The 17,493-nt window shown below is 62.7% G+C and carries 16 protein-coding genes; 10 read left to right on the top strand and 6 right to left on the bottom strand.

Features of this window, described 5'->3' with window-relative positions:
* Window positions 1–148: 148 nt before the first annotated feature.
* The 3 genes from AC1PUL_RS15520 to AC1PUL_RS15530 all read left to right on the top strand — a co-directional run bounded on the left by AC1PUL_RS15520 (window position 149) and on the right by AC1PUL_RS15530 (window position 5,879).
* A complete protein-coding gene (locus AC1PUL_RS15520) occupies window positions 149–3,952 on the top strand; it encodes a peptidoglycan-binding protein (RefSeq protein WP_480468598.1) in 3,804 nt (1,267 codons plus the stop codon).
* 204 nt (window positions 3,953–4,156) lie between these two features.
* Window positions 4,157–5,074 (top strand): sulfite exporter TauE/SafE family protein, encoded by a 918-nt coding sequence (locus AC1PUL_RS15525; protein ID WP_480465037.1) that lies wholly within the window; start codon window positions 4,157–4,159, stop codon window positions 5,072–5,074.
* 1 nt (window position 5,075) lies between these two features.
* Window positions 5,076–5,879, top strand: coding sequence for a TIGR02186 family protein (locus tag AC1PUL_RS15530; RefSeq protein WP_480465038.1), 804 nt, complete (start codon window positions 5,076–5,078; stop codon window positions 5,877–5,879).
* Window positions 5,880–5,884: 5 nt separating this feature from the next.
* Here the strand turns inward: AC1PUL_RS15530 and pdeM are convergent, their stop codons facing one another.
* The 4 genes from pdeM to AC1PUL_RS15550 all read right to left on the bottom strand — a co-directional run bounded on the left by pdeM (window position 5,885) and on the right by AC1PUL_RS15550 (window position 10,915).
* Window positions 5,885–6,601, bottom strand: a complete 717-nt coding sequence (gene pdeM / locus AC1PUL_RS15535) for a ligase-associated DNA damage response endonuclease PdeM (RefSeq protein WP_480468599.1) — start codon at window positions 6,599–6,601, stop codon at window positions 5,885–5,887.
* A gap of 53 nt (window positions 6,602–6,654) precedes the next feature.
* The gene (locus tag AC1PUL_RS15540) at window positions 6,655–9,174 is read right to left on the bottom strand and encodes a ligase-associated DNA damage response DEXH box helicase (protein ID WP_480465039.1); all 2,520 of its coding nucleotides are present in this window, start codon (window positions 9,172–9,174) and stop codon (window positions 6,655–6,657) included.
* Window positions 9,175–9,223: 49 nt separating this feature from the next.
* Window positions 9,224–9,862, bottom strand: a complete 639-nt coding sequence (locus AC1PUL_RS15545) for a YitT family protein (RefSeq protein WP_480465040.1) — start codon at window positions 9,860–9,862, stop codon at window positions 9,224–9,226.
* A gap of 114 nt (window positions 9,863–9,976) precedes the next feature.
* Window positions 9,977–10,915, bottom strand: coding sequence for a class I SAM-dependent methyltransferase (locus AC1PUL_RS15550; protein WP_480465041.1), 939 nt, complete (start codon window positions 10,913–10,915; stop codon window positions 9,977–9,979).
* A gap of 167 nt (window positions 10,916–11,082) precedes the next feature.
* Here AC1PUL_RS15550 and AC1PUL_RS15555 point away from each other — a divergent pair, with 167 nt between their 5' ends.
* From AC1PUL_RS15555 to AC1PUL_RS15565, 3 genes are read left to right on the top strand one after another with little or no spacing between them, the layout of a single operon-like run.
* Window positions 11,083–11,349, top strand: a complete 267-nt coding sequence (locus AC1PUL_RS15555) for a DUF6460 domain-containing protein (protein WP_480465042.1) — start codon at window positions 11,083–11,085, stop codon at window positions 11,347–11,349.
* A 6-nt stretch (window positions 11,350–11,355) separates the two neighbouring features.
* A complete protein-coding gene (locus tag AC1PUL_RS15560; RefSeq protein ID WP_480465043.1) occupies window positions 11,356–11,853 on the top strand; it encodes a CAP domain-containing protein in 498 nt (165 codons plus the stop codon).
* A 39-nt stretch (window positions 11,854–11,892) separates the two neighbouring features.
* On the top strand, window positions 11,893–13,239 hold the full coding sequence (locus AC1PUL_RS15565; protein ID WP_480465044.1) for an MATE family efflux transporter: 1,347 nt from the start codon (window positions 11,893–11,895) through the stop codon (window positions 13,237–13,239).
* Here the strand turns inward: AC1PUL_RS15565 and AC1PUL_RS15570 are convergent.
* Together AC1PUL_RS15570 and AC1PUL_RS15575 are read right to left on the bottom strand one after the other, a co-directional pair.
* Entirely contained in the window at window positions 13,215–14,303 is a 1,089-nt protein-coding gene (locus tag AC1PUL_RS15570) for a quinone-dependent dihydroorotate dehydrogenase (RefSeq protein ID WP_480465045.1), read from the bottom strand. The two genes, AC1PUL_RS15565 and AC1PUL_RS15570, sit on opposite strands and share 25 nt — an antisense overlap.
* Complete coding sequence (locus AC1PUL_RS15575; protein WP_480465046.1) at window positions 14,303–14,659, bottom strand: DUF952 domain-containing protein; 357 nt, start codon at window positions 14,657–14,659, stop codon at window positions 14,303–14,305. The genes AC1PUL_RS15570 and AC1PUL_RS15575 overlap by 1 nt, the downstream gene beginning before the upstream one ends.
* Before the next feature lie 99 nt (window positions 14,660–14,758).
* Between AC1PUL_RS15575 and AC1PUL_RS15580 the strand changes: the two genes are divergently transcribed.
* The 4 genes from AC1PUL_RS15580 to AC1PUL_RS15595 all read left to right on the top strand — a co-directional run bounded on the left by AC1PUL_RS15580 (window position 14,759) and on the right by AC1PUL_RS15595 (window position 17,474).
* Window positions 14,759–15,190 (top strand): hypothetical protein, encoded by a 432-nt coding sequence (locus tag AC1PUL_RS15580; RefSeq protein ID WP_480465047.1) that lies wholly within the window; start codon window positions 14,759–14,761, stop codon window positions 15,188–15,190.
* 122 nt (window positions 15,191–15,312) lie between these two features.
* A complete protein-coding gene (locus AC1PUL_RS15585; RefSeq protein ID WP_480465048.1) occupies window positions 15,313–15,960 on the top strand; it encodes a response regulator in 648 nt (215 codons plus the stop codon).
* Window positions 15,961–16,078: 118 nt separating this feature from the next.
* Window positions 16,079–16,747 carry a S24 family peptidase gene (locus AC1PUL_RS15590; RefSeq protein ID WP_480465049.1) on the top strand — a complete coding sequence of 223 codons (669 nt, stop codon included), beginning with the start codon at window positions 16,079–16,081 and terminating at the stop codon, window positions 16,745–16,747.
* A 13-nt stretch (window positions 16,748–16,760) separates the two neighbouring features.
* Window positions 16,761–17,474: a thermonuclease family protein gene (locus AC1PUL_RS15595; RefSeq protein ID WP_480465050.1), complete on the top strand. Its 714-nt coding sequence runs from the start codon at window positions 16,761–16,763 to the stop codon at window positions 17,472–17,474.
* Window positions 17,475–17,493: the final 19 nt, after the last annotated feature.

The raw sequence follows: 17,493 nt of genomic DNA on the forward strand, positions 1-17,493 counted from the left end.
AAAGGTTGCGTTCGAAAGCTGGTGATCCATCCGCGATTCCGAACTGCTTGCCTGCCGCAACGGAAGGCACCCCGCTCGAAGCTGCAGTGGAGCACCTGAACCTATACGGATGAAGACGTCGTCCGGCATCATCAAGGCGAGCAGAACCATGAACGGATCGCGATCCCAGACCCAACGGCCCGGCAGCCCATCCTCCCTGGATGCGTTGAGCCGTACCATCGAGGGGCTTGAGGCGCGTATCGAAGGGTTGATCGGGCACCAGGTCAGCCGCAGCCGTGGAGCGGACGAGCCGGTCTCGCGCCCCCTGCCCGGCCGTCGTGCCGAAGACCTGCCGCGCAGCGAACGCGATGGGCGTGAAGCGCGTGATGCACGGCCGGATCCACTGGCCGAAATCCGCCAGCGCCAGCGGGCCTTGGAAGAAAATCGTGCGCGCGGCAATCAGCGGAGCCTCTACAGCCGTAGCGACGAAGCCCCGGTGCGCGCGCCCCTACGTCAACCGCCATCCTCTTATGTCGAACCGCAGCCGGCTTATGCCGCTCGCGCTAAAGCGCCGGCAACACCCCCCGCCCGCACCGGTCTCGACTTCACCGAGGCCCTGAACAGCCTTAAACGCGAGTTGAAGCAGGACATCGGTGAAAGCCTCTCGCGCGAGATTTCCGGCTTGCGCAACGAAATGCGCTCGATTCGCCAGCTCGCTGAGGAGAAGCGTCCGCAAGACGATATGCGCCAGGACATCGCTCGTCTGGCCGAAAGCATCCAGCGGCTTGAAGGCATCAAGGCTCCCGGCACTGACGGGCTGCGCCAGGACTTCAACGAGTTGCGCTCGCTGATGGACGGCCTTGCGCGCGAGGATTCGGTGCGCCGGATGGAGCGCCGCTGGGAAGACGTGGAAGGTCGCCTCGATGGCCTCGATACCGGCGCCATGCGCGACGAGATCATCCGTATCGCTGATCGTCTGGACGATATTCGCTCGCAGCTCGGCGGCATGGGCGATACGCGCACCATCCGGGCGCTTGAAGACAAGCTGGTGACGGTGGCCTCTGCCCTCGAACACATCGGTGCGCATTTCGATCCCAGCGAGCGTCTGTTGATGGAGCAGTTCAGCTCGCTCGACATGCGGCTCGACGAGATCACTCGTGCGATTGCTGCGGGCGGTCGCAATAGCGGCCCCGGCAATGATCCGGCAACGTTCCATAGGCTTGAGGAGCGCCTTTCCGGCCTCGCGCGGCAGATCGAATCTCTCGCCGAGCGACGGATGCCGCAGCAGGATGCCTCGATCGAAATGGCGGAACGGCTGGAATTGCTCACCGCTCGTATCGAGCAGCTCTCTGCCGAACAGAGCGCCACTCGCCTTGAAGAGCGCCTCGAGCAACTCTCCTACATGCTTGAGAACGTGCAGCGCCCGGCACCTGCGCCGGAGCTGACCGGTTATCTCGCCGATATCTCGCGCAAAATCGATGCGCTGGATGGCGGGGTGGTCAGCGACCGGCTGGCAAACCGTCTCGACATTCTGGCGCGTCGGATTGAAGACCTTGATGCACCGCAGCCTGTTGCTGTCATCGATGACAGCGCCCTGCGCAATCTGGAAAACAGGTTGAATGCCGTCGTCGATCGTTTGGAAGAAACTGGTTCCGCAGCACCTGTTGGTGAAAGCGCGAGCTTGAAGGGTCTCGAAGATCAGATCGCCCATCTCTCCGCGCTGATCAGTCAGCCTTCGCCGACCAATCCTGAAGTCTCTGGCCGCATTTCGGCGCTGGAGGATTATGTCGCGACGAGCGACGAATACATCATCGAGGCTGCCCGCCAGGCTGCCGAGACTGTCATGGCCAATTTCGCCCAGCGTTTCCCAGCGGGTAGTCCTGCGGCCTCGGCAGATATCTCGGCCCTTTCGGCACTGTCGGATCACCTGAAGCAACTCGAAGACTATACCCGTCATTCGGAAGAGCGCACGCACCGCACCTTTGAAGCGCTGCATGATACGCTCGTCCAGATCGCAGGCCGGCTCGACGAATTGCAGCACAGCGTTCCGCAGGCGCCATCTGCACCGCTCTTTGCTCAGGCGCCGATCGCTTCGGCACCGGCACCACGCGCGCCGGAAGCGGCGACGCAGCCCCACCAGGCTCCGCGCATGACCGCAGGACCTGTGGCCGAAGCAGGCCATCCGATCGACCAGGAACTGCTTCAGGCGGCCGACGATTTCGCCCAGACAATGACCGCCCTGCCGGTCATCGATGCGGCGCGCGAGAAGAAGGTTGCCAAACCGAGCCTGCTCGCCGGCCTGAGCAAGAAGCTGATGCCAGGCAAGAAGGCACAGAAGGGAAATACCGAGCCCCGTCAGGCCCTGGCTCCCTCGCCGTCGATCGATCCTGTCGATGTCCTGCCTCCCGATGATGCAAACGAGCTGCTTGAACCCGGTTCAGGCGCACCGGATGTACGCAAGATCCTGGAGCGGGTCCGCGCCAGCCAGCAGTCCGCCAAAAGTGCAAATGCCAGCGCTGCCGATACGGGTGACCGGACCGACTACATCGCCGCTGCCCGTCGCGCCGCACAGGCTGCAGCCATGGAAATGGATCGTGCACAGAAGGCCGCTCCGGCCGGCAACAAGACCATGGCCGGCGTAAAGGCCAAGGCGAAGAGCGGAGAGCCTTCGCTCTTCGCGCGCTATCGTCGCCCGATCCTGATGGCCGTCGGCGCCGTGCTTCTCGTTGCCATGGCCATGCCGCTGGTCAACACGCTGACCCGCAGCGAGGCACCGGCTGTTATCGAAGAGACTGCACCGGAAGAAACCAGCGAGGCCCTTGATCAGGCACCGGCAGCCGAAACCGGCATGGCAGCGACGGATGGCCAAGCGGCTGCGCCGGTCATGGGCGACGTCGTGGAAACCGAGGCCCCTGCCGAAACGCCTGATAATCTTGCTGTTGCACAGGCACCGGCAGCCCCCGTTCAAGCCGGAGACGCGGCCCCGGTCAGCGCCCTTATGGCACCGGCAGAGACGGCGCCTGCCCAGACGCTTGAAACTCCGGCAAATGTTTCTGGTCAGAATGTCGTCGTTGCGCAGGAGATCGCGCCGGCGGCACCGGCAGCCCCTGCGGCAGAGATCGTGGTCCCGGCCGAGATCACTCCGCCTTCACTGTCCATCGCGGCAAAGAACGGCGATCCGCTGGCCCTCTTTGAAATCGGCGCACGCTACACCGAAGGTCGTGGCGTACCAAACGACTTTGCCGAAGCCGCCAAATGGTACCGTCTGTCTGCCGACAGAGGCTTTGCGGTTGCGCAATACAGGCTTGCTAATTTCCTTGAGAAGGGAACGGGCGTCGCGCCCGACATCGCTGAAGCCAAGCGCTACTACGAGATGGCCGCCAATGCCGGCAATGCCAGCGCGATGCACAATCTCGCCGTCATCTACGCTTCCGGCAAGGATGGCGCGCAAGACTATGCCAAGGCGGTCGAGTGGTTCACCAAGGCCTCTGAATTCGGCGTCTCCGACAGCCAGTTCAATCTGGCGATCCTGAGCGCCCGTGGAAATGGAACAGCCCAGGATCTCATTGCCTCCTATAAGTGGTTTGCTATCGCGGCGAAGGGTGGCGATACGGATGCCGCTCAAAAGCGCGACGAAGTGGCCAATGCCCTGAAACCGGAGCAGCTTGAGCGCGCCCGCACCGAAGTCGATGTCTGGCAACCGAAAGAAATGAACCCAGACGCCAATTCCGCCAATACGCCGGACGAATGGGCGGGCAAGGGCCTGAAAACGGCCAGCGTCGACATGAAGAAGGCGATCCGCAACATCCAGGCGATCCTCAACAAGAACGGCTTTGATGCCGGCACGCCTGATGGTGTTATGGGCGCCAAGACCGTGGCGGCCATCAAGGCCTTCCAGACCTCGATCGGCGAGCAGCCGACGGGTCAGGTGACGGACAAATTGGTGACCGAACTGCTCGCACGCAACAAATGATGCGACTGTCATAAAACACCTTGAATGAGGGTCTATGACGGGCTCTCGAATTGACTTGATTGCCCATGAGGCGCAAGAAAGAATTCGAAGGCTAGCAAGTCCGATCAAGGACTTGCAGCCGCCCAGCATGAGAGAGATCCAAGGGTTTCACACCCTGACGTGACCGCGCAAGGCTGCGCGGCTGTCCGCATTTGAGGTCCTGACGTGACGATCTATCTGCCGATCGCCGAAATGTCGGTCAATGTGTTTATCATTCTCGGAATGGGCGCGGCTGTCGGCTTTCTCTCGGGCATGTTTGGTGTGGGCGGCGGATTTCTGATTACGCCGCTCCTGATCTTCTACAACATCCCGCCAGTGGTGGCTGTGGCGACCGGTGCCAACCAGGTGGTCGCCTCCTCGGTATCCGGTGCGATCTCGCACTTTCGGCGCGGAACGCTTGATGTGAAGCTGGGATCGGTCCTGCTGATCGGCGGTCTCGTCGGGGCGACCCTGGGTGTCTACATCTTTTCCTGGCTACGGAGGCAGGGCCAGCTCGACCTCATCATTTCGCTGCTTTACGTGATCTTTCTCGGCACCGTTGGCGGACTGATGCTGGCGGAGAGCCTGCGGGCGCTGCGCCGCGCGGCGCGCAACGAACCGGCGCCCCTGAAGCGGCCCGGCCAGCACAACTGGGTGCATCGCCTGCCCTTCAAGATGCGCTTCAAGAAGTCGAAGATCTATCTGAGCGTGATCCCGATCCTGGCGCTCGGCTTCGGCATCGGCATCCTGACCTCGGTCATGGGTGTCGGCGGCGGCTTCATCATGGTTCCCGCCATGATCTATCTGCTCCGGATCCCGACCAATGTGGTCGTCGGAACCTCGCTCTTCCAGATCATATTCACCACGGCCTACACTACGATCGTGCAGGCGGCGACCAACTATTCCGTCGATATCGTGCTCGCCTTCATCCTGATGGTGGCAGGCGTGATCGGCGCGCAATATGGCGTAAGGGTTGGCCAGAAGCTGCGCGGCGAGCAGTTGCGCGCGCTCTTAGGCCTCCTGGTTCTCGCTGTGGGCGTGCGTCTGGCAATCGAGCTGGTGGTAACCCCCGCCGACATCTACTCGCTGGCGATCGGGGGCTGAGATGAGCGCAAGGCTTCTCCTTCTCGCCCTTTCTCTTGTCGCGGTGCTGTCGTACCCGGTTGCGGCACAGGATCCGCTCGCCACGCAGCTGGCGGAGCGGGAAGGCCTTGAAATCGGCATCTCGACCAGCGAGATCGCGATCACCTCTGATTTCTCCGGCGCCGATCTGACGGTCTTCGGCGCCCTCACGAACACCGATCAGCTGCTGCTAGCCATCGGGCAATACGATGTCGTCGTGACACTGGAAGGACCGCGGGACTGGACGACCGTTCGCCGCAAGGAACGGCTGTTCGGGATCTGGGTCAACCGCACCTCGCTGACGTTCGAACAGATGCCGATTTCCTATTCGCTGGCCAGCACACGCCCGGTGGAGGAAATCGCCGAGGATGATCTCCTGACCTCGCTCGGCATCGGCATCGATCACCTGGCACTGACGCCGACCGGCTTCATCAGCAATGCCGTCAACCTCAGTGAGTTCCGCGATGCGTTTCGACGGCTGAAGCAGAATCGCGGTCTCTATCAGCGCGATACGGGCGGCGTGCGTTTTGTGTCATCCAGCCTCTTTCAGGCAACGCTCCGGCTGCCGGCCAATATCCCGAACGGGGTGCACACAGTGCACGCCCATTTGTTCAAATCCGGCGAATTCATCGCGTCGAAAGAGCTCCCGCTGCGGGTTATCAAGACAGGTCTGGAAGAAGCCATCACCGAGGCCGCCCATGAACAGCCGCTCGCCTATGGCACGTTTGCCGTTCTGCTGGCCCTGATCACGGGTTGGGCGGCTAGCTTGATCTTCCGCAAGGACTGACGGGATCAGCCCAGCAGGTTCCCGTAGCGCACCGAATAGATCCGGTCGCGCCCCAGAAGATGCGCGATCAGGTCGGCACGGGCAAAGAGGCCGGTAAAAGCCTTGTGGCGAAGGTCAAGGCCACCTGTTGTTACGCCGAAGGATGGCATGACCAGACGCAGGCCGTCGGTCGCGAAGCAGGGGCGACGGACGGATTTTTCCCGGCGGCGGACAGTCGCCGACGGATGGAGGTGGCCGGCGATTTCGCCCTTGCCATGCGCCAGGGACGGCTCGTGGCGGAAGGTAAGACCGGCCAGCGTGAACTCATCCATCGAATGGCCCGGCAGATCCGTCGTGCCATCCGGATCGTGGTTGCCGTTGATCCAGACAACATCGCGTCCGGCGGCCAGACCATGGATCATCTCGCGGAAGACCGGGGGCATCAGGGCCGAGCCGACGCGGTCGTGGAAGTTATCGCCGAGGCTGACGATGGTCGCCGGCTCATAACGCGCGACCACCCCTTCCAAGAGGCGCAGCGTTGCCAGCGTGTCATAGGGCGGCAGCAGCTGCCCGCGCCTTGCGAAGGCTGCGCCCTTTTCGAGATGCAGGTCTGAGACCACAAGCGTGCGATGATCTGGCAGGTACAGGGCACCGGTCAGATCGCAGACGGCTGCGACACCCGAAACCGCGATTTCGGTCGTCGTCTCCACTGTTTCTGTTGGCGCGAGGCGCCTTGCCGTCATACCCGTCATGTCGTCTTCCGCGATGCGCAGGTGTCTTAACCGCTCTTAGACCCTCACGCCATGGCCTCGGCGATCAGATCCTCTGCCGCCATCGAGAGCACATGTTCCTGCGCCTCTCCCGACACCGGCTCCTTGCCGATCTCCAGCATGACCGGAACCGCAAGCGGAGAGATCTGCGTCAGGCGCTTGTGCAGGATGTGGCCCTTGATTCGCTCCAGCATATCGGCAAGCCGGGCAATGTCCAAAAGTCCGGCGGCGGCATCCTGTCGCGTCGCCTGCATGAGGATATGATCGGGTTCGTGGCTACGCAGCACGTCGTAGATCAGGTCGGAAGAGACTGTGACCTGCCGACCTGACTTTTCCTTGCCCGGATGACGCTGTTCGATCAGGCCGGCGATAACAGCGCAGTTGCGGAAGGTGCGCTTCAGCATGAAGCTCTCGTCAAGCCAGGTTTCGAGATCGTCACCCAGCATGTCCTGATCGAAGAGCTCGGCGAGGCTCAAGGCGCCGCGCGCGATCAGCGAGCCCATGTCCTCGAGGCCCCAGATGGCGAGTGCATAATCGGTCGCGACGAAGCCCAGCGGCTTGGCGCGCATGCGCTCCAGGCGGCGAGTGAGCAGCATGCCGAGCGTCTGGTGCGCCAGCCTTCCCTCGAAGGCGTAGATCACCATGTAAAAGCGCTCGCCGCGCGGGAAGGTCTCTATCAGCAGATCTTGGCGCTTGGGCAGAACCGACTTCTCCGCCTGCAGGGACAGCCAGTCGCGCACCTGGTCAGGCAGGCCCGTGCGGCGATCTGGATCGTCGAGCATGGCGCGCACCTGGTCGGCGAGATAGGTCGAGAGCGGAAACTTGCCGCCGGCATAGGCCGGGATCTTCGGGTCCATCGAAAAGGCGTTGGAGACCAGACATTCGTTGTCCCGAATGCCCTCGAAGCGCAGCACCTTGCCGGCGAACAGGAAGGTATCGCCCTGAGTCAGCTGTTCGAAGAAATATTCCTCGACCTTGCCGAGCGTCATGCCGCCGCGACCGATGGAGCCGAGATGGTTGTGTTTGACCAGCCGCACATTCAGCATCGGCATCTCGACGATGGTGCCGAGGTTCAGGCGATATTGCTGGGCGACCTGCGGATTGGAGACGCGCCATAGCCCGTCCTTGCGGCGGCGGATACGGGCGTAACGCTCGTAGGTTCGAAGCGCATATCCGCCGGTCGCCACGAAATCGACGATGCGGGCAAAGGTCTCGCGCGGCAGGGCGGCATAGGGCAGCGCCGTCGTCACCTCGCGGAACAACTCCTCCTCGTCGAAGGCATCGGCGCAGGCCATGCCAAGAACATGCTGGGCCAGCACATCAAGCGAGCCTTCTCCGACAGGGGGCGTATCCTGGGCGCCGATATAGTTGGCATCGAGGGCGGCCTGGCACTCCATGACCTCGAAGCGGTTGGCCGGCACCAGGATTGCGCGCGAAGGCTCGTCCATGCGGTGGTTGGCGCGGCCGATGCGCTGGGCAAGGCGCGAGGCGCCCTTGGGTGCACCGACATGGATGACGAGATCGACATCGCCCCAGTCGATGCCGAGATCCAGCGTCGAGGTGGCAACGACCGCGCGGAGCCGGTTTTCAGCCATGGCGGCCTCAACCTTGCGGCGCTGGGAGACGTCGAGCGAGCCGTGATGCAGGGCGATCGGCAGGTTGTCGTCATTCACGGTCCAGAGTTCCTGGAAGAGCATCTCGGCCTGGGAGCGGGTGTTGACGAAAAGGAGCGTCGTCTGGAACTCCTTCAGCACCTTGTAGATTTCAGGGATGGCGTACACCGCCTTATGCCCGGACCAGGGGATGCGATCCTCGGTCTGCAGGATGGTGATATTGGGTCGCGCGCCGCCCTCGACCGTGATCAGACCAGCCGCCGCCTCGCCTTCCGCAGGCTGGGCGACCAGCCAGCGGCGCAGATCCATGGGCTGGGCCACCGTGGCAGAGAGGCCGATGGTCCTCAGGCCGAGGGCAAGCTCCCTCAAGCGCGCCAGACCGAGCGAGAGCAGATGCCCGCGTTTCGAGGTGACCAGCGAATGCAGTTCGTCGAAGATGACGTAACGCAGGTCCTTGAAGAAACGCGCCGCATCCGAATGCGAAATCAAGAGCGCCACCTGCTCGGGCGTGGTGAGCAGGATATCCGGCGGATTGGTCTTTTGCCTCTGGCGCTTGGAAGCCGGGGTGTCGCCGGTGCGGTTCTCGATGGTGATCGGAAGCCCCATCTCGGTGACGGGCTTCATAAGGTTGCGCTCGATATCGACGGCGAGCGCCTTGAGCGGCGAGATGTAGAGCGTGTGGATGCCAGTGAATGCCTCGCCCGGTTTCTTGCGGCCACGCTCGGTGAGTTCGGTCAGCGACGGCAGGAAGCCGGCGAGCGTTTTGCCGGCACCGGTCGGGGCGATCAGCAACAGGCTTTCGCCACCCTCTTCGCCCGATCTCGCCCGGGCCAGAAGCTCCAGCTGATGGTCACGCGGCTGCCAGCCCTTTTCGCCGAACCAGCGGAGGAAGGGAACAGGCAGAAGGGCAAGGGCGGAATCAGCTGTCGTCACCGCCCCAAGGTAGTGGACAAGCGGGGAAAGAGAAGAGGCGAAAGAGGTATCACCTCAGCGCGATATACCGGTCCGAGCGGTGGTTGATCGCGAGGAAGAGATTGAGCACCACGGCGCCGATCACCGAGTACATCACAACCGAGGGGCTGACGACGGCGAAGGCGAGCGCCATGACGCAGAGGTCGAAGGCAAGCTGCACGAGGCCGGCGCGAATGCCGAAACGGTCCTGGATATAGACGGCGAGGATGCCGAGGCCGCCGAGGCTGGCGCGGTGGCGGTAGAGCGCCAGAAGACCGAAGCCGAGCAGCAGGCCGCCAAGGACCGCAGCCCAGACTGGCGCGATGCTCTGGATGACGAGGACACGGCTCTCGATCTCGACGAGGAAGGAGGTGAGGCCGACGGCGACAAAGGTCTTGATGGTGAAATCAAGGCCAACGCGACGCAGCGACAGGATGTAGAAGGGCAGATTGAGCAGGAAGAAGAGCAGACCGAAGCTCCAGCCGCTCCAATAGTGGAGCACAAAGGCGAGGCCGGCCATGCCACCGGTCAGAAGCCCGACCTGGGCGAGGAAATAAAGGCCGAGTGCGGCGATCAGGCTGCCGGCGACGATGCCCTGCAGATCTTCCGCCGGAGTGTGGCGGGTGGGGTTTGAATTCCAGATTCCCAGCATGCTCGTGAGCTGCGCCATTTCGCTCTCCAGACATCAACCTCCCGACAGAAATCCTACCCGAGATCCTCTGGAAAACAAGGGCGATAGGTCAGCAAAGCTGACCTATGGATCAATTCGCAAGAAAGCTGCGACTCAGCCTATGCGGCTCGCAAGAAACAGAATGCCGAAGACCGGTTTTCCGCCATCCATGCGAATGGTGGTGCGGGTTAGAGTGAGGACCTCGAAGCCGTTTTCGGCAAGACGCTGTCGGACATGATGCTCGGTATGGGCATAACGCAGGCTTGGAGCCAAGAGATATCCCTCCCCTTCGCCTGCATCCTCGACCGAAAAGGCGAAGAGCGCCGCTCGCCTTGCAAGCCGCGCCGCCAGCGCAAAGGCATTGGCGAGATCACCGAGATACATCAGCACATCGGCTGCGGAGACGAGGTCGGCACGATGTTCGGGAAGGCCCTCATCGAAGAGGCCCGATTGCGCCGGATCAAGGGAAAGATCGGCCTTGGCGAGGACATCATAGAGACCCTTGTCCTCGGCCTTGGCCAGCATGTTGACCGAGAGATCAAAGCCCTCCAGCCGGGTCACCCGATCGCGGATTTCGGCACCGAAGAGCCCGGTCCCGCAGCCGAGATCGATGGCGAGTTCGAACAGCCTGTCGTCATGGTCTGCAATCAGCCGGGCGAGCTTGGCCGGGACGGTGTAATCCAGCCGTTCTACAAGTGCCGTATCGAAGCGATCGGCATAGTCGTCGAACAGCGCCTCGACGTAACGCGACGGCGGCTGGTCCGGCACCTCTTCGGCACCGAGCAGTGCGAGCTTCAGGCGCGCGCCGAAGATATCCTGCGGATCGAGCTCCAGCACACGCTGCAAGGCAGGAACGGCTTTTTCCGGCTGGTTCGCCTTCTCGGCGTAATCCGCCAGCCGCACGAGGCCCGCCGGCCAATCCGGCACCAGTTCCAGCGCCTGCTCCATCAATTCCACCGCTGCCTCATGTTCGCCATTCTCGGCAAGCATGCGGGCATAATCGGCGCGGCGATCGGCGATCACGTCGCCGGAGGAAAACTGGGTGGGGTGCATCGGAGATCCCTTCGATCCTTCCAGCCTGATATCGTCCGGCATGGAGTGGGCGCGCGGTCTTGACCGATCGCCGGAAAAAACTCAAGTCCTATCGCAAGCGGCTGCTTCGCCGGCTTGCAGGGCGGGCCGGTCACGCCCATATCAGCGGACGACAACAGGAGACAGACATGGCTGATGGCCTCAATCGATTTCTCGGCGACACCCCAGGCCGCACGCTCGTCAAGCTGATCGTCGTCTCGCTCATCGTTGGTTTCGTCATGTCGGTCTTCGGGCTTGATCCGATGGACCTTCTGGATGGCATCCGGTTCTTCCTGATCGATCTCTGGTATACAGGCTTTGATGCACTGGGCCGCGTTGGGCAGTATCTGCTGATTGGCGCGACCATCGTTATTCCCGCCTTTATTGTGCTGCGCCTCTTCGCGTCGCGGAACTGACGTCCCATGATCGAGCCTGTCTTGCATCGCCGGCGGCTTCTGCTGATCTCGGCTGGCGTAATGACGCCAGCGATTGCCGGCTGCCGTTCCACCGATATACTCAACCCCGATGAGAGCCAGTCGCGGGCAGAAACGGATGCCGCGTTACCGATGGTGAACACGCTTCGGCAATCGCGTGGTCTCGCGCCGCTCACACGCGGGAAACCTGCGGAAGTGGCGGCCCTCGCCCAGGCCAAGCGCATGGCGCGTGCCGGGGAGATGTCGCATCTGATCGGCTTCAACGACAGTTTCGGGGCCCGGATGAAGGGGCACGCGGTGCCCCTGCCCGCTGCCGAAAACATCGCGGCCGGTCAGGACAGCGTCGAACGCGCCGTGCAGGCCTGGATCGATTCCAAGCGGCATCTCGACAACATGCTCGGCAATTTCAACGGGCTCGGTGTCGCCGTGGCCTGGGATTCCGCTTCCGGCAACCGCCCCTACTGGGCCATGGTGCTTTCGGCCTGAGTGATTCCCTCTTCGCTCCGGTCCCCACCGGAGCGATCCATGCACAGCCCATCTTCTTCCGCCACCCGGACCATCGAGGTCAGCCATCGCAGCGTGCTTGCGATCGCGGTCCCTATGACGCTCGGCTTCGTCACGACGCCGCTGCTCGGGCTCACCGATACCGCCGTCGTCGGACGGAGTGGTGATGCAGCGCAGCTTGCCGGGCTTGCAATCGCGGCGGCACTCTTCGATCTGCTCTTTGCCAGCCTGAATTTCCTGCGAGCCTCGACGACGGCGCTTGTGGCGCAGGCGCAGGGACGCGGCGAGACCACGGAACTCTTCGCCGTCTTCTGGCGCTCGATCGTCCTGTCGGTTGGCTTCGGCCTCGTCATCCTGGTTGCGTCTCCGGCCATTGTCGGCTTCGGCCCGGCGTTGATGGGCGCCGACGGCGGCGTTCAGGCGGCAGCCGCGAGCTATATCGGCATCCGCATTCTTGCAGCGCCTGTCACGCTCACGAACTTCACGCTGCTTGGTTTCGTGCTCGGACGGGGAATGGGCTCCGTCGGGCTTGCGCTGCAGATCCTGCTCAATGGTGTCAACATCGCCATGTCGATCCTGCTCGGCATCACCTTCGGCTTCGGCATTGCCGGCGTTGCCTGGGGCACCGTCATCGGGGAAGTGGTTGCGATGATTGCCGGCTTAGCCTTTGTCTTCTGGCGCTACGGTCGGGCTGCCATGCCGCAGGTCTCGATGGTTACAGATCGGGCCAAGCTGATGGCGCTGTTCCGGCTGAACCGCGATATCCTGATCCGCACCTTCTCGCTGATCACGGCCTTTACCGTCATGACGCGGATCGGCGCTGGCTTCGGTGCCGTGACGCTTGCTGCCAATGCGGTGCTGATGAACTTCTTCATGATCGCGAGTTTCTATCTCGACGGCATGGCAACCGCCGCGGAGCAGATCACAGGTGAGACCATTGGAGCGCGCCAGAGGCCAGCTTTCGAGCGCGCCGTCCGACTGACGGGCATCTGGTCATTGGGGCTCGCGCTGGCGAGTGTCGCCTTCTTCCTGATCTTTGGCGATGCGATCATCGGCTTCATCACCACGGCCGGTGACGTACGCAGCGCTGCCGAGACCTATCTCGTCTATGCGGCGCTGACAGCGCTCACCGGGGCGCTCGCCTTCCACATGGATGGCGTGTTCATCGGTGCGACCTGGTCGGCCGAGATGCGCAACATGATGCTTCTCGCACTCGCCGGCTATCTCGCCAGCGTCGCCGTGCTTGTCCCGCTGTTTGACAATCATGGGCTCTGGATCGCGCTCAACGTCTTTCTGGCCCTGCGCGGGCTGCTGTTGCTGGCGCGGCTGAGGACGAAGACCGATCAGACCTTTACCGACAGCCAGTGATCGAGCCTTGAATCCCGGAGTTCGCGAATGCTCGCGACCTGCTCGCGGTCGAGCAGGCCGGACAAGCCTCGGATAATGCGCCCCGGCAGGGCTGGGCCCTCATAGACCATGCAGGAATAGAGCTGCACGAGGTCGGCGCCGGCACGGATCTTTTCGACCGCCGTTTCCGCCGAGGAGACACCACCGACGCCGATGATCGGCAGGGTGGGTCCGACGCGTTTGCGCATGCGGGCAAGCACGGCGGTGGACTTGTCGAACAATGGGGCGCCGGAGAGGCCACCCGCCTCGCCCGCAAGGGTAGGATCGGTCAGGCCATCGCGGGACAGCGTCGTGTTGGAAACGATCAGGCCGTCGAGATCGTGGGCGGCAACGACCTCGGCAATGTCGTCCATGCCCTCCTCGGTCAGATCGGGCGCGATCTTCAGGAAGACCGGCAGGCGCTTGCCCGCCTTCAGCCCCTCTTCCGAACGGGCGGCCAGCACAGCCGAGAGAAGCGCATCGAGGCTTTCCTTGGCCTGCAGATCACGCAGGCCAGGCGTGTTGGGCGAGGAGATGTTGGCGGTGAAATAAGTCGCGACGGAATAGAAGCGGCGGATGCCGGCAACGTAGTCGGCGATACGATCTGTTGCATCCTTGTTGGCGCCGATGTTGACGCCGACGATGCCGGAGCGGTTGCGTCGTGCCGAGAGCCGGGCAAGGGCTGCGGCGTGGCCCTCGTTGTTGAAGCCGAGGCGGTTGATCACCGCATGGTCGCGCTCCAGGCGGAAGATGCGCGGCTTCGGGTTGCCGGTCTGCGGCTTCGGCGTCAGCGTTCCGACTTCGGCAAAACCGAAACCGAGCGACAGGAGAGCATCCGGCACTTCGGCATTCTTGTCATAGCCGGCAGCCATGCCCAGCGGGTTGGGGAAGCGAATTCCGGCCACTGTCTGAGCCAGGCGCGGATCGGGGGCGGCCTTGCAGGTCGGGACGAGACCCGTCTTCAGAGCCGAAATCGAAATGCCATGGGCGGTCTCGGCATCGAAGAGGAAGAGGCCGCGACGGCCGAGCGAAAAGAGATCGGGCATCACGTCTTCTCCCCGGTCAGGTTTGGAAAGATATGCAGGCCATCCTCGCCGAGGACCAGGGGCTTTTCCCAGAGGACGGCATCGAGCGGCAGATCGGCATAGAGATGCGGGAACAGATCACCGCCGCGAGAGGCTTCCCACTTCAAAGCCTCACCGAAGAGGGTGGCGTCAACCGCCACCAGCAGAAGACCGGATTGACCGGCGAAATGCAGCCTCGCCGTTTCGACGGCCTGGGCTGCCGTCGAAAAATGGATGTAGCCGTCCTTGAGATCGATCGGCGCGCCCTTGAAAAGGCCTGCCTGGCGGGCTGGCTGCCATAATTCTCGCGGCACGATCTTGTATATAGTCTTGTCCAAGGTCCGGTCTCTCGCAGATCATGAGGGTCGAGGCGGTTTGCCGCAAACATCGACAAATGTCCACGCCCGGCGAGACGGACGACAGGAGGAGACTCGATGATGATCATCCGAAATACGGTTTTCGCGGTTGTGCTGCTGTCCGCAGGCATCCCGGCTGTCGTCGCGCAGGAGACGAATACGGATCGCTATACGCTGGAGAAATCTGAAAGCGGCTTCGTGCGGCTCGATCGCCAGACTGGCGCCGTGACGCTCTGCACCGAGGCCGACGGCACGCTCACCTGCCGGATGGCAGCCGACGAACGGGCGGCTTACGACGAAGATCTCGCCCGGCTCGAAAAACGCGTCGAGGCGCTGGAAAAGCAGATCGCGGACGGGACGGCTGCCCGCAGTGGCGAGCTCCCGAGCGATGCCGAAATCGACCGCTCGATCGGCATCATGGAGCGCTTTCTGCGCGCCTTCTTCGGTCTGGTGCAGGAGTTTCAGGGTGAGCAGCAGGAAAACCAACAGGGAACCGTTCCAGACAGAACCTGATCCCGATCGAAAGCGTTCTCGTCCATTCGTTGCACGACCATTGTCTAGTGCCTCGCCAAGCGCTAAAAGATAACCACGCAATCGTGCGCAATATGACATCGCTCTTGGGAGGGAGCTGTGACATGGCTGCATCGACCTTCATCATCGCCGACGATCATCCGCTGTTTCGCGGCGCCCTCCGTCAGGCCGTGACCGGTATTGACGGAACGCAGACCATCATCGAGGCCGGCGATTTCGACGCCGCGCGCAAGGCGGCGTCTGACCATCCCGATGCCGATCTCATGCTGCTTGATCTTGCCATGCCCGGCGTATCAGGTTTTTCCGGCCTGATGGCGCTTCGGGCGGAGTTTGCAAGCCTGCCACTCGTCATCGTCTCCGCGACCGACGATTCCGTTACCATCCGCCGGGCGCTCGAACTGGGGGCTTCCGGCTTCATTTCCAAATCGGCCGGGATCGACGAGATAAGGTCGAGCATCCAATCGGTGCTCGAAGGCGATATCGCCACACCGACAAGCTATCAGGGCGGCCAGGAAACCGATCCCGACGTGGCCGACCTGATCAACCGGTTGCGCACACTCACCCCACAGCAGAGCCGCGTGCTCGGCATGCTCGGCGAAGGTCTGCTCAATAAGCAAATCGCCTATGAGCTCGGGGTGTCGGAAGCGACGATCAAGGCGCATGTCTCAGCGATCCTCCTGAAGCTCAAGGTCGACAGCCGGACCCAGGCCGTCATCCAGCTCGGCAAGATCAACATGGCCATGGTCGCCTGATCGACCGACAAAAGGATTTTATTCCTTTTTTAGCTTTACGAATGAGCTGTGCTGATCTATTGTTTTCGCCATTGTAAGGCCGGGGATCCAAGATGCTCCGACTTGAAGAGGCGCGAAGATGCTTTCGCATGACAGCATATGGGCCGCGATTGACCGGCTGGCGGAGCAGCATTCGCTGACGCCATCGGGTCTCGCACGCCGCGCGGGCCTTGATCCCACGTCATTCAACAAATCCAAGCGCGTCGGCGCGGACGGGCGCATGCGCTGGCCCTCGACCGAATCCATCGCCAAGGTGCTGGAGGCAACGGGGGCGAGCCTGGACCAGTTCATGCGCCATATTGCGCCGGAAGCCTTGCGCGGGGCGCCCCTGCCGCAGGGCGCATTTCCACCCCAGGCAAGCTCGATACCCCTGCTCGGCATGGCCCAGGCGGGCGCTGGTGGCTTTTTCGACGACGGCGGCTTCCCCGCCGGGCAGGGCTGGGATCTCGTCGAGTTTCCTGCAGCCCCCGGCCGCAACAACGGCGTCTATGCGCTTGAGGTGCAGGGCGAGAGCATGAAACCGCTCTACCGCGACGGCGACATTCTGATCGTCGAGCCAGGTGCTCAGGTTCGACGGGGCGACCGCGTCGTAGTCAAAACCCGGGAGGGCGAGGTCATGGCGAAGATCCTCGCCCGCCAGAGCGCAAAATCGATCGAGCTTCAATCTCTCAATCCCGACCATCCGCCACGCACTCTCGACACCAGTGATGTTGAATGGGTGGCGCGAATCATCTGGGCAAGCCAATAGGAAAACGGACCTAATGCGAGGGATCGGCACCTTCATCGCAGGCGCGGTCGGGCTGGTTTTGTGGGCCTATCTGGTCATGGCCGCAGGCGCGACACTGCGCGAAGACCCGGTTGACTACAATATCGAGGATCTCGACGTTCCGGACCCGTCGGAGCTCGATCTGCCGGAGGTGGGATCCTTGCCGGCCGATACGGCAGACCCTGTGCAGGTCGCCGAGCCGAGACGGGAGGTCCGCGCCATAGAACCCGATGTCTTCGGATCGCCCGCCTTTGCCGATACAGGCGACCTCGAACGGGTGGCGCCGCGTGCGCCGCTCTCGCAAGCAGCGCAACGCGCCAAGCCAAAAGTCGTTCTACTGCATCGCCCCGCGAGCCTTTCGGCCGGCGTCATATCCTTTGGACGGTATCAACGGGTCCGGCTCACCGACATCGTCGAAACGCCGTCTGACCGCATCTGTCCTTCTACGGATGGCACCTCCTGGCCATGCGGCGCCATGGCGCGGACGCAACAGCGGCTCTTCCTGCGCAACCGGTCGCTCAACTGCGAAACCGGCTCATCAGCCTGGGAGGGGGAGATCCGTACCCGATGCTGGGTCGGCCTTCAGGATGTCTCGTCCTGGCTGGCAAAGTATGGCTGGGCAGAGGCCGAGGAGGGCTCTGCCCTTGCAGTTCTGACTGAGGAAGCCCGCGCCGCAAGACGCGGGCTTTTTGGTGAGCCTGTTAGATGAGACCGCCTGCTCCCTTGAA

The organism is Rhizobium sp. P43 (genome assembly GCF_056730705.1).

What these genes read in the sequence shown, in the direction of transcription:
- AC1PUL_RS15585 (WP_480465048.1), top strand. Translation starts at nt 15,313, where the DNA reads ATGGCTGCATCGACCTTCATCATCGCCGACGATCATCCGCTGTTTCGC.
- AC1PUL_RS15565 (WP_480465044.1), top strand. Translation starts at nt 11,893, where the DNA reads ATGCACAGCCCATCTTCTTCCGCCACCCGGACCATCGAGGTCAGCCAT.
- AC1PUL_RS15550 (WP_480465041.1), bottom strand. Translation starts at nt 10,915, where the DNA reads ATGCACCCCACCCAGTTTTCCTCCGGCGACGTGATCGCCGATCGCCGC.
- AC1PUL_RS15530 (WP_480465038.1), top strand. Translation starts at nt 5,076, where the DNA reads ATGAGCGCAAGGCTTCTCCTTCTCGCCCTTTCTCTTGTCGCGGTGCTG.
- AC1PUL_RS15520 (WP_480468598.1), top strand. Translation starts at nt 149, where the DNA reads ATGAACGGATCGCGATCCCAGACCCAACGGCCCGGCAGCCCATCCTCC.
- AC1PUL_RS15595 (WP_480465050.1), top strand. Translation starts at nt 16,761, where the DNA reads ATGCGAGGGATCGGCACCTTCATCGCAGGCGCGGTCGGGCTGGTTTTG.
- AC1PUL_RS15545 (WP_480465040.1), bottom strand. Translation starts at nt 9,862, where the DNA reads ATGGCGCAGCTCACGAGCATGCTGGGAATCTGGAATTCAAACCCCACC.
- AC1PUL_RS15570 (WP_480465045.1), bottom strand. Translation starts at nt 14,303, where the DNA reads ATGCCCGATCTCTTTTCGCTCGGCCGTCGCGGCCTCTTCCTCTTCGAT.
- AC1PUL_RS15555 (WP_480465042.1), top strand. Translation starts at nt 11,083, where the DNA reads ATGGCTGATGGCCTCAATCGATTTCTCGGCGACACCCCAGGCCGCACG.
- AC1PUL_RS15560 (WP_480465043.1), top strand. Translation starts at nt 11,356, where the DNA reads ATGATCGAGCCTGTCTTGCATCGCCGGCGGCTTCTGCTGATCTCGGCT.
- AC1PUL_RS15590 (WP_480465049.1), top strand. Translation starts at nt 16,079, where the DNA reads ATGCTTTCGCATGACAGCATATGGGCCGCGATTGACCGGCTGGCGGAG.
- pdeM (WP_480468599.1), bottom strand. Translation starts at nt 6,601, where the DNA reads ATGACGGCAAGGCGCCTCGCGCCAACAGAAACAGTGGAGACGACGACC.
- AC1PUL_RS15580 (WP_480465047.1), top strand. Translation starts at nt 14,759, where the DNA reads ATGATCATCCGAAATACGGTTTTCGCGGTTGTGCTGCTGTCCGCAGGC.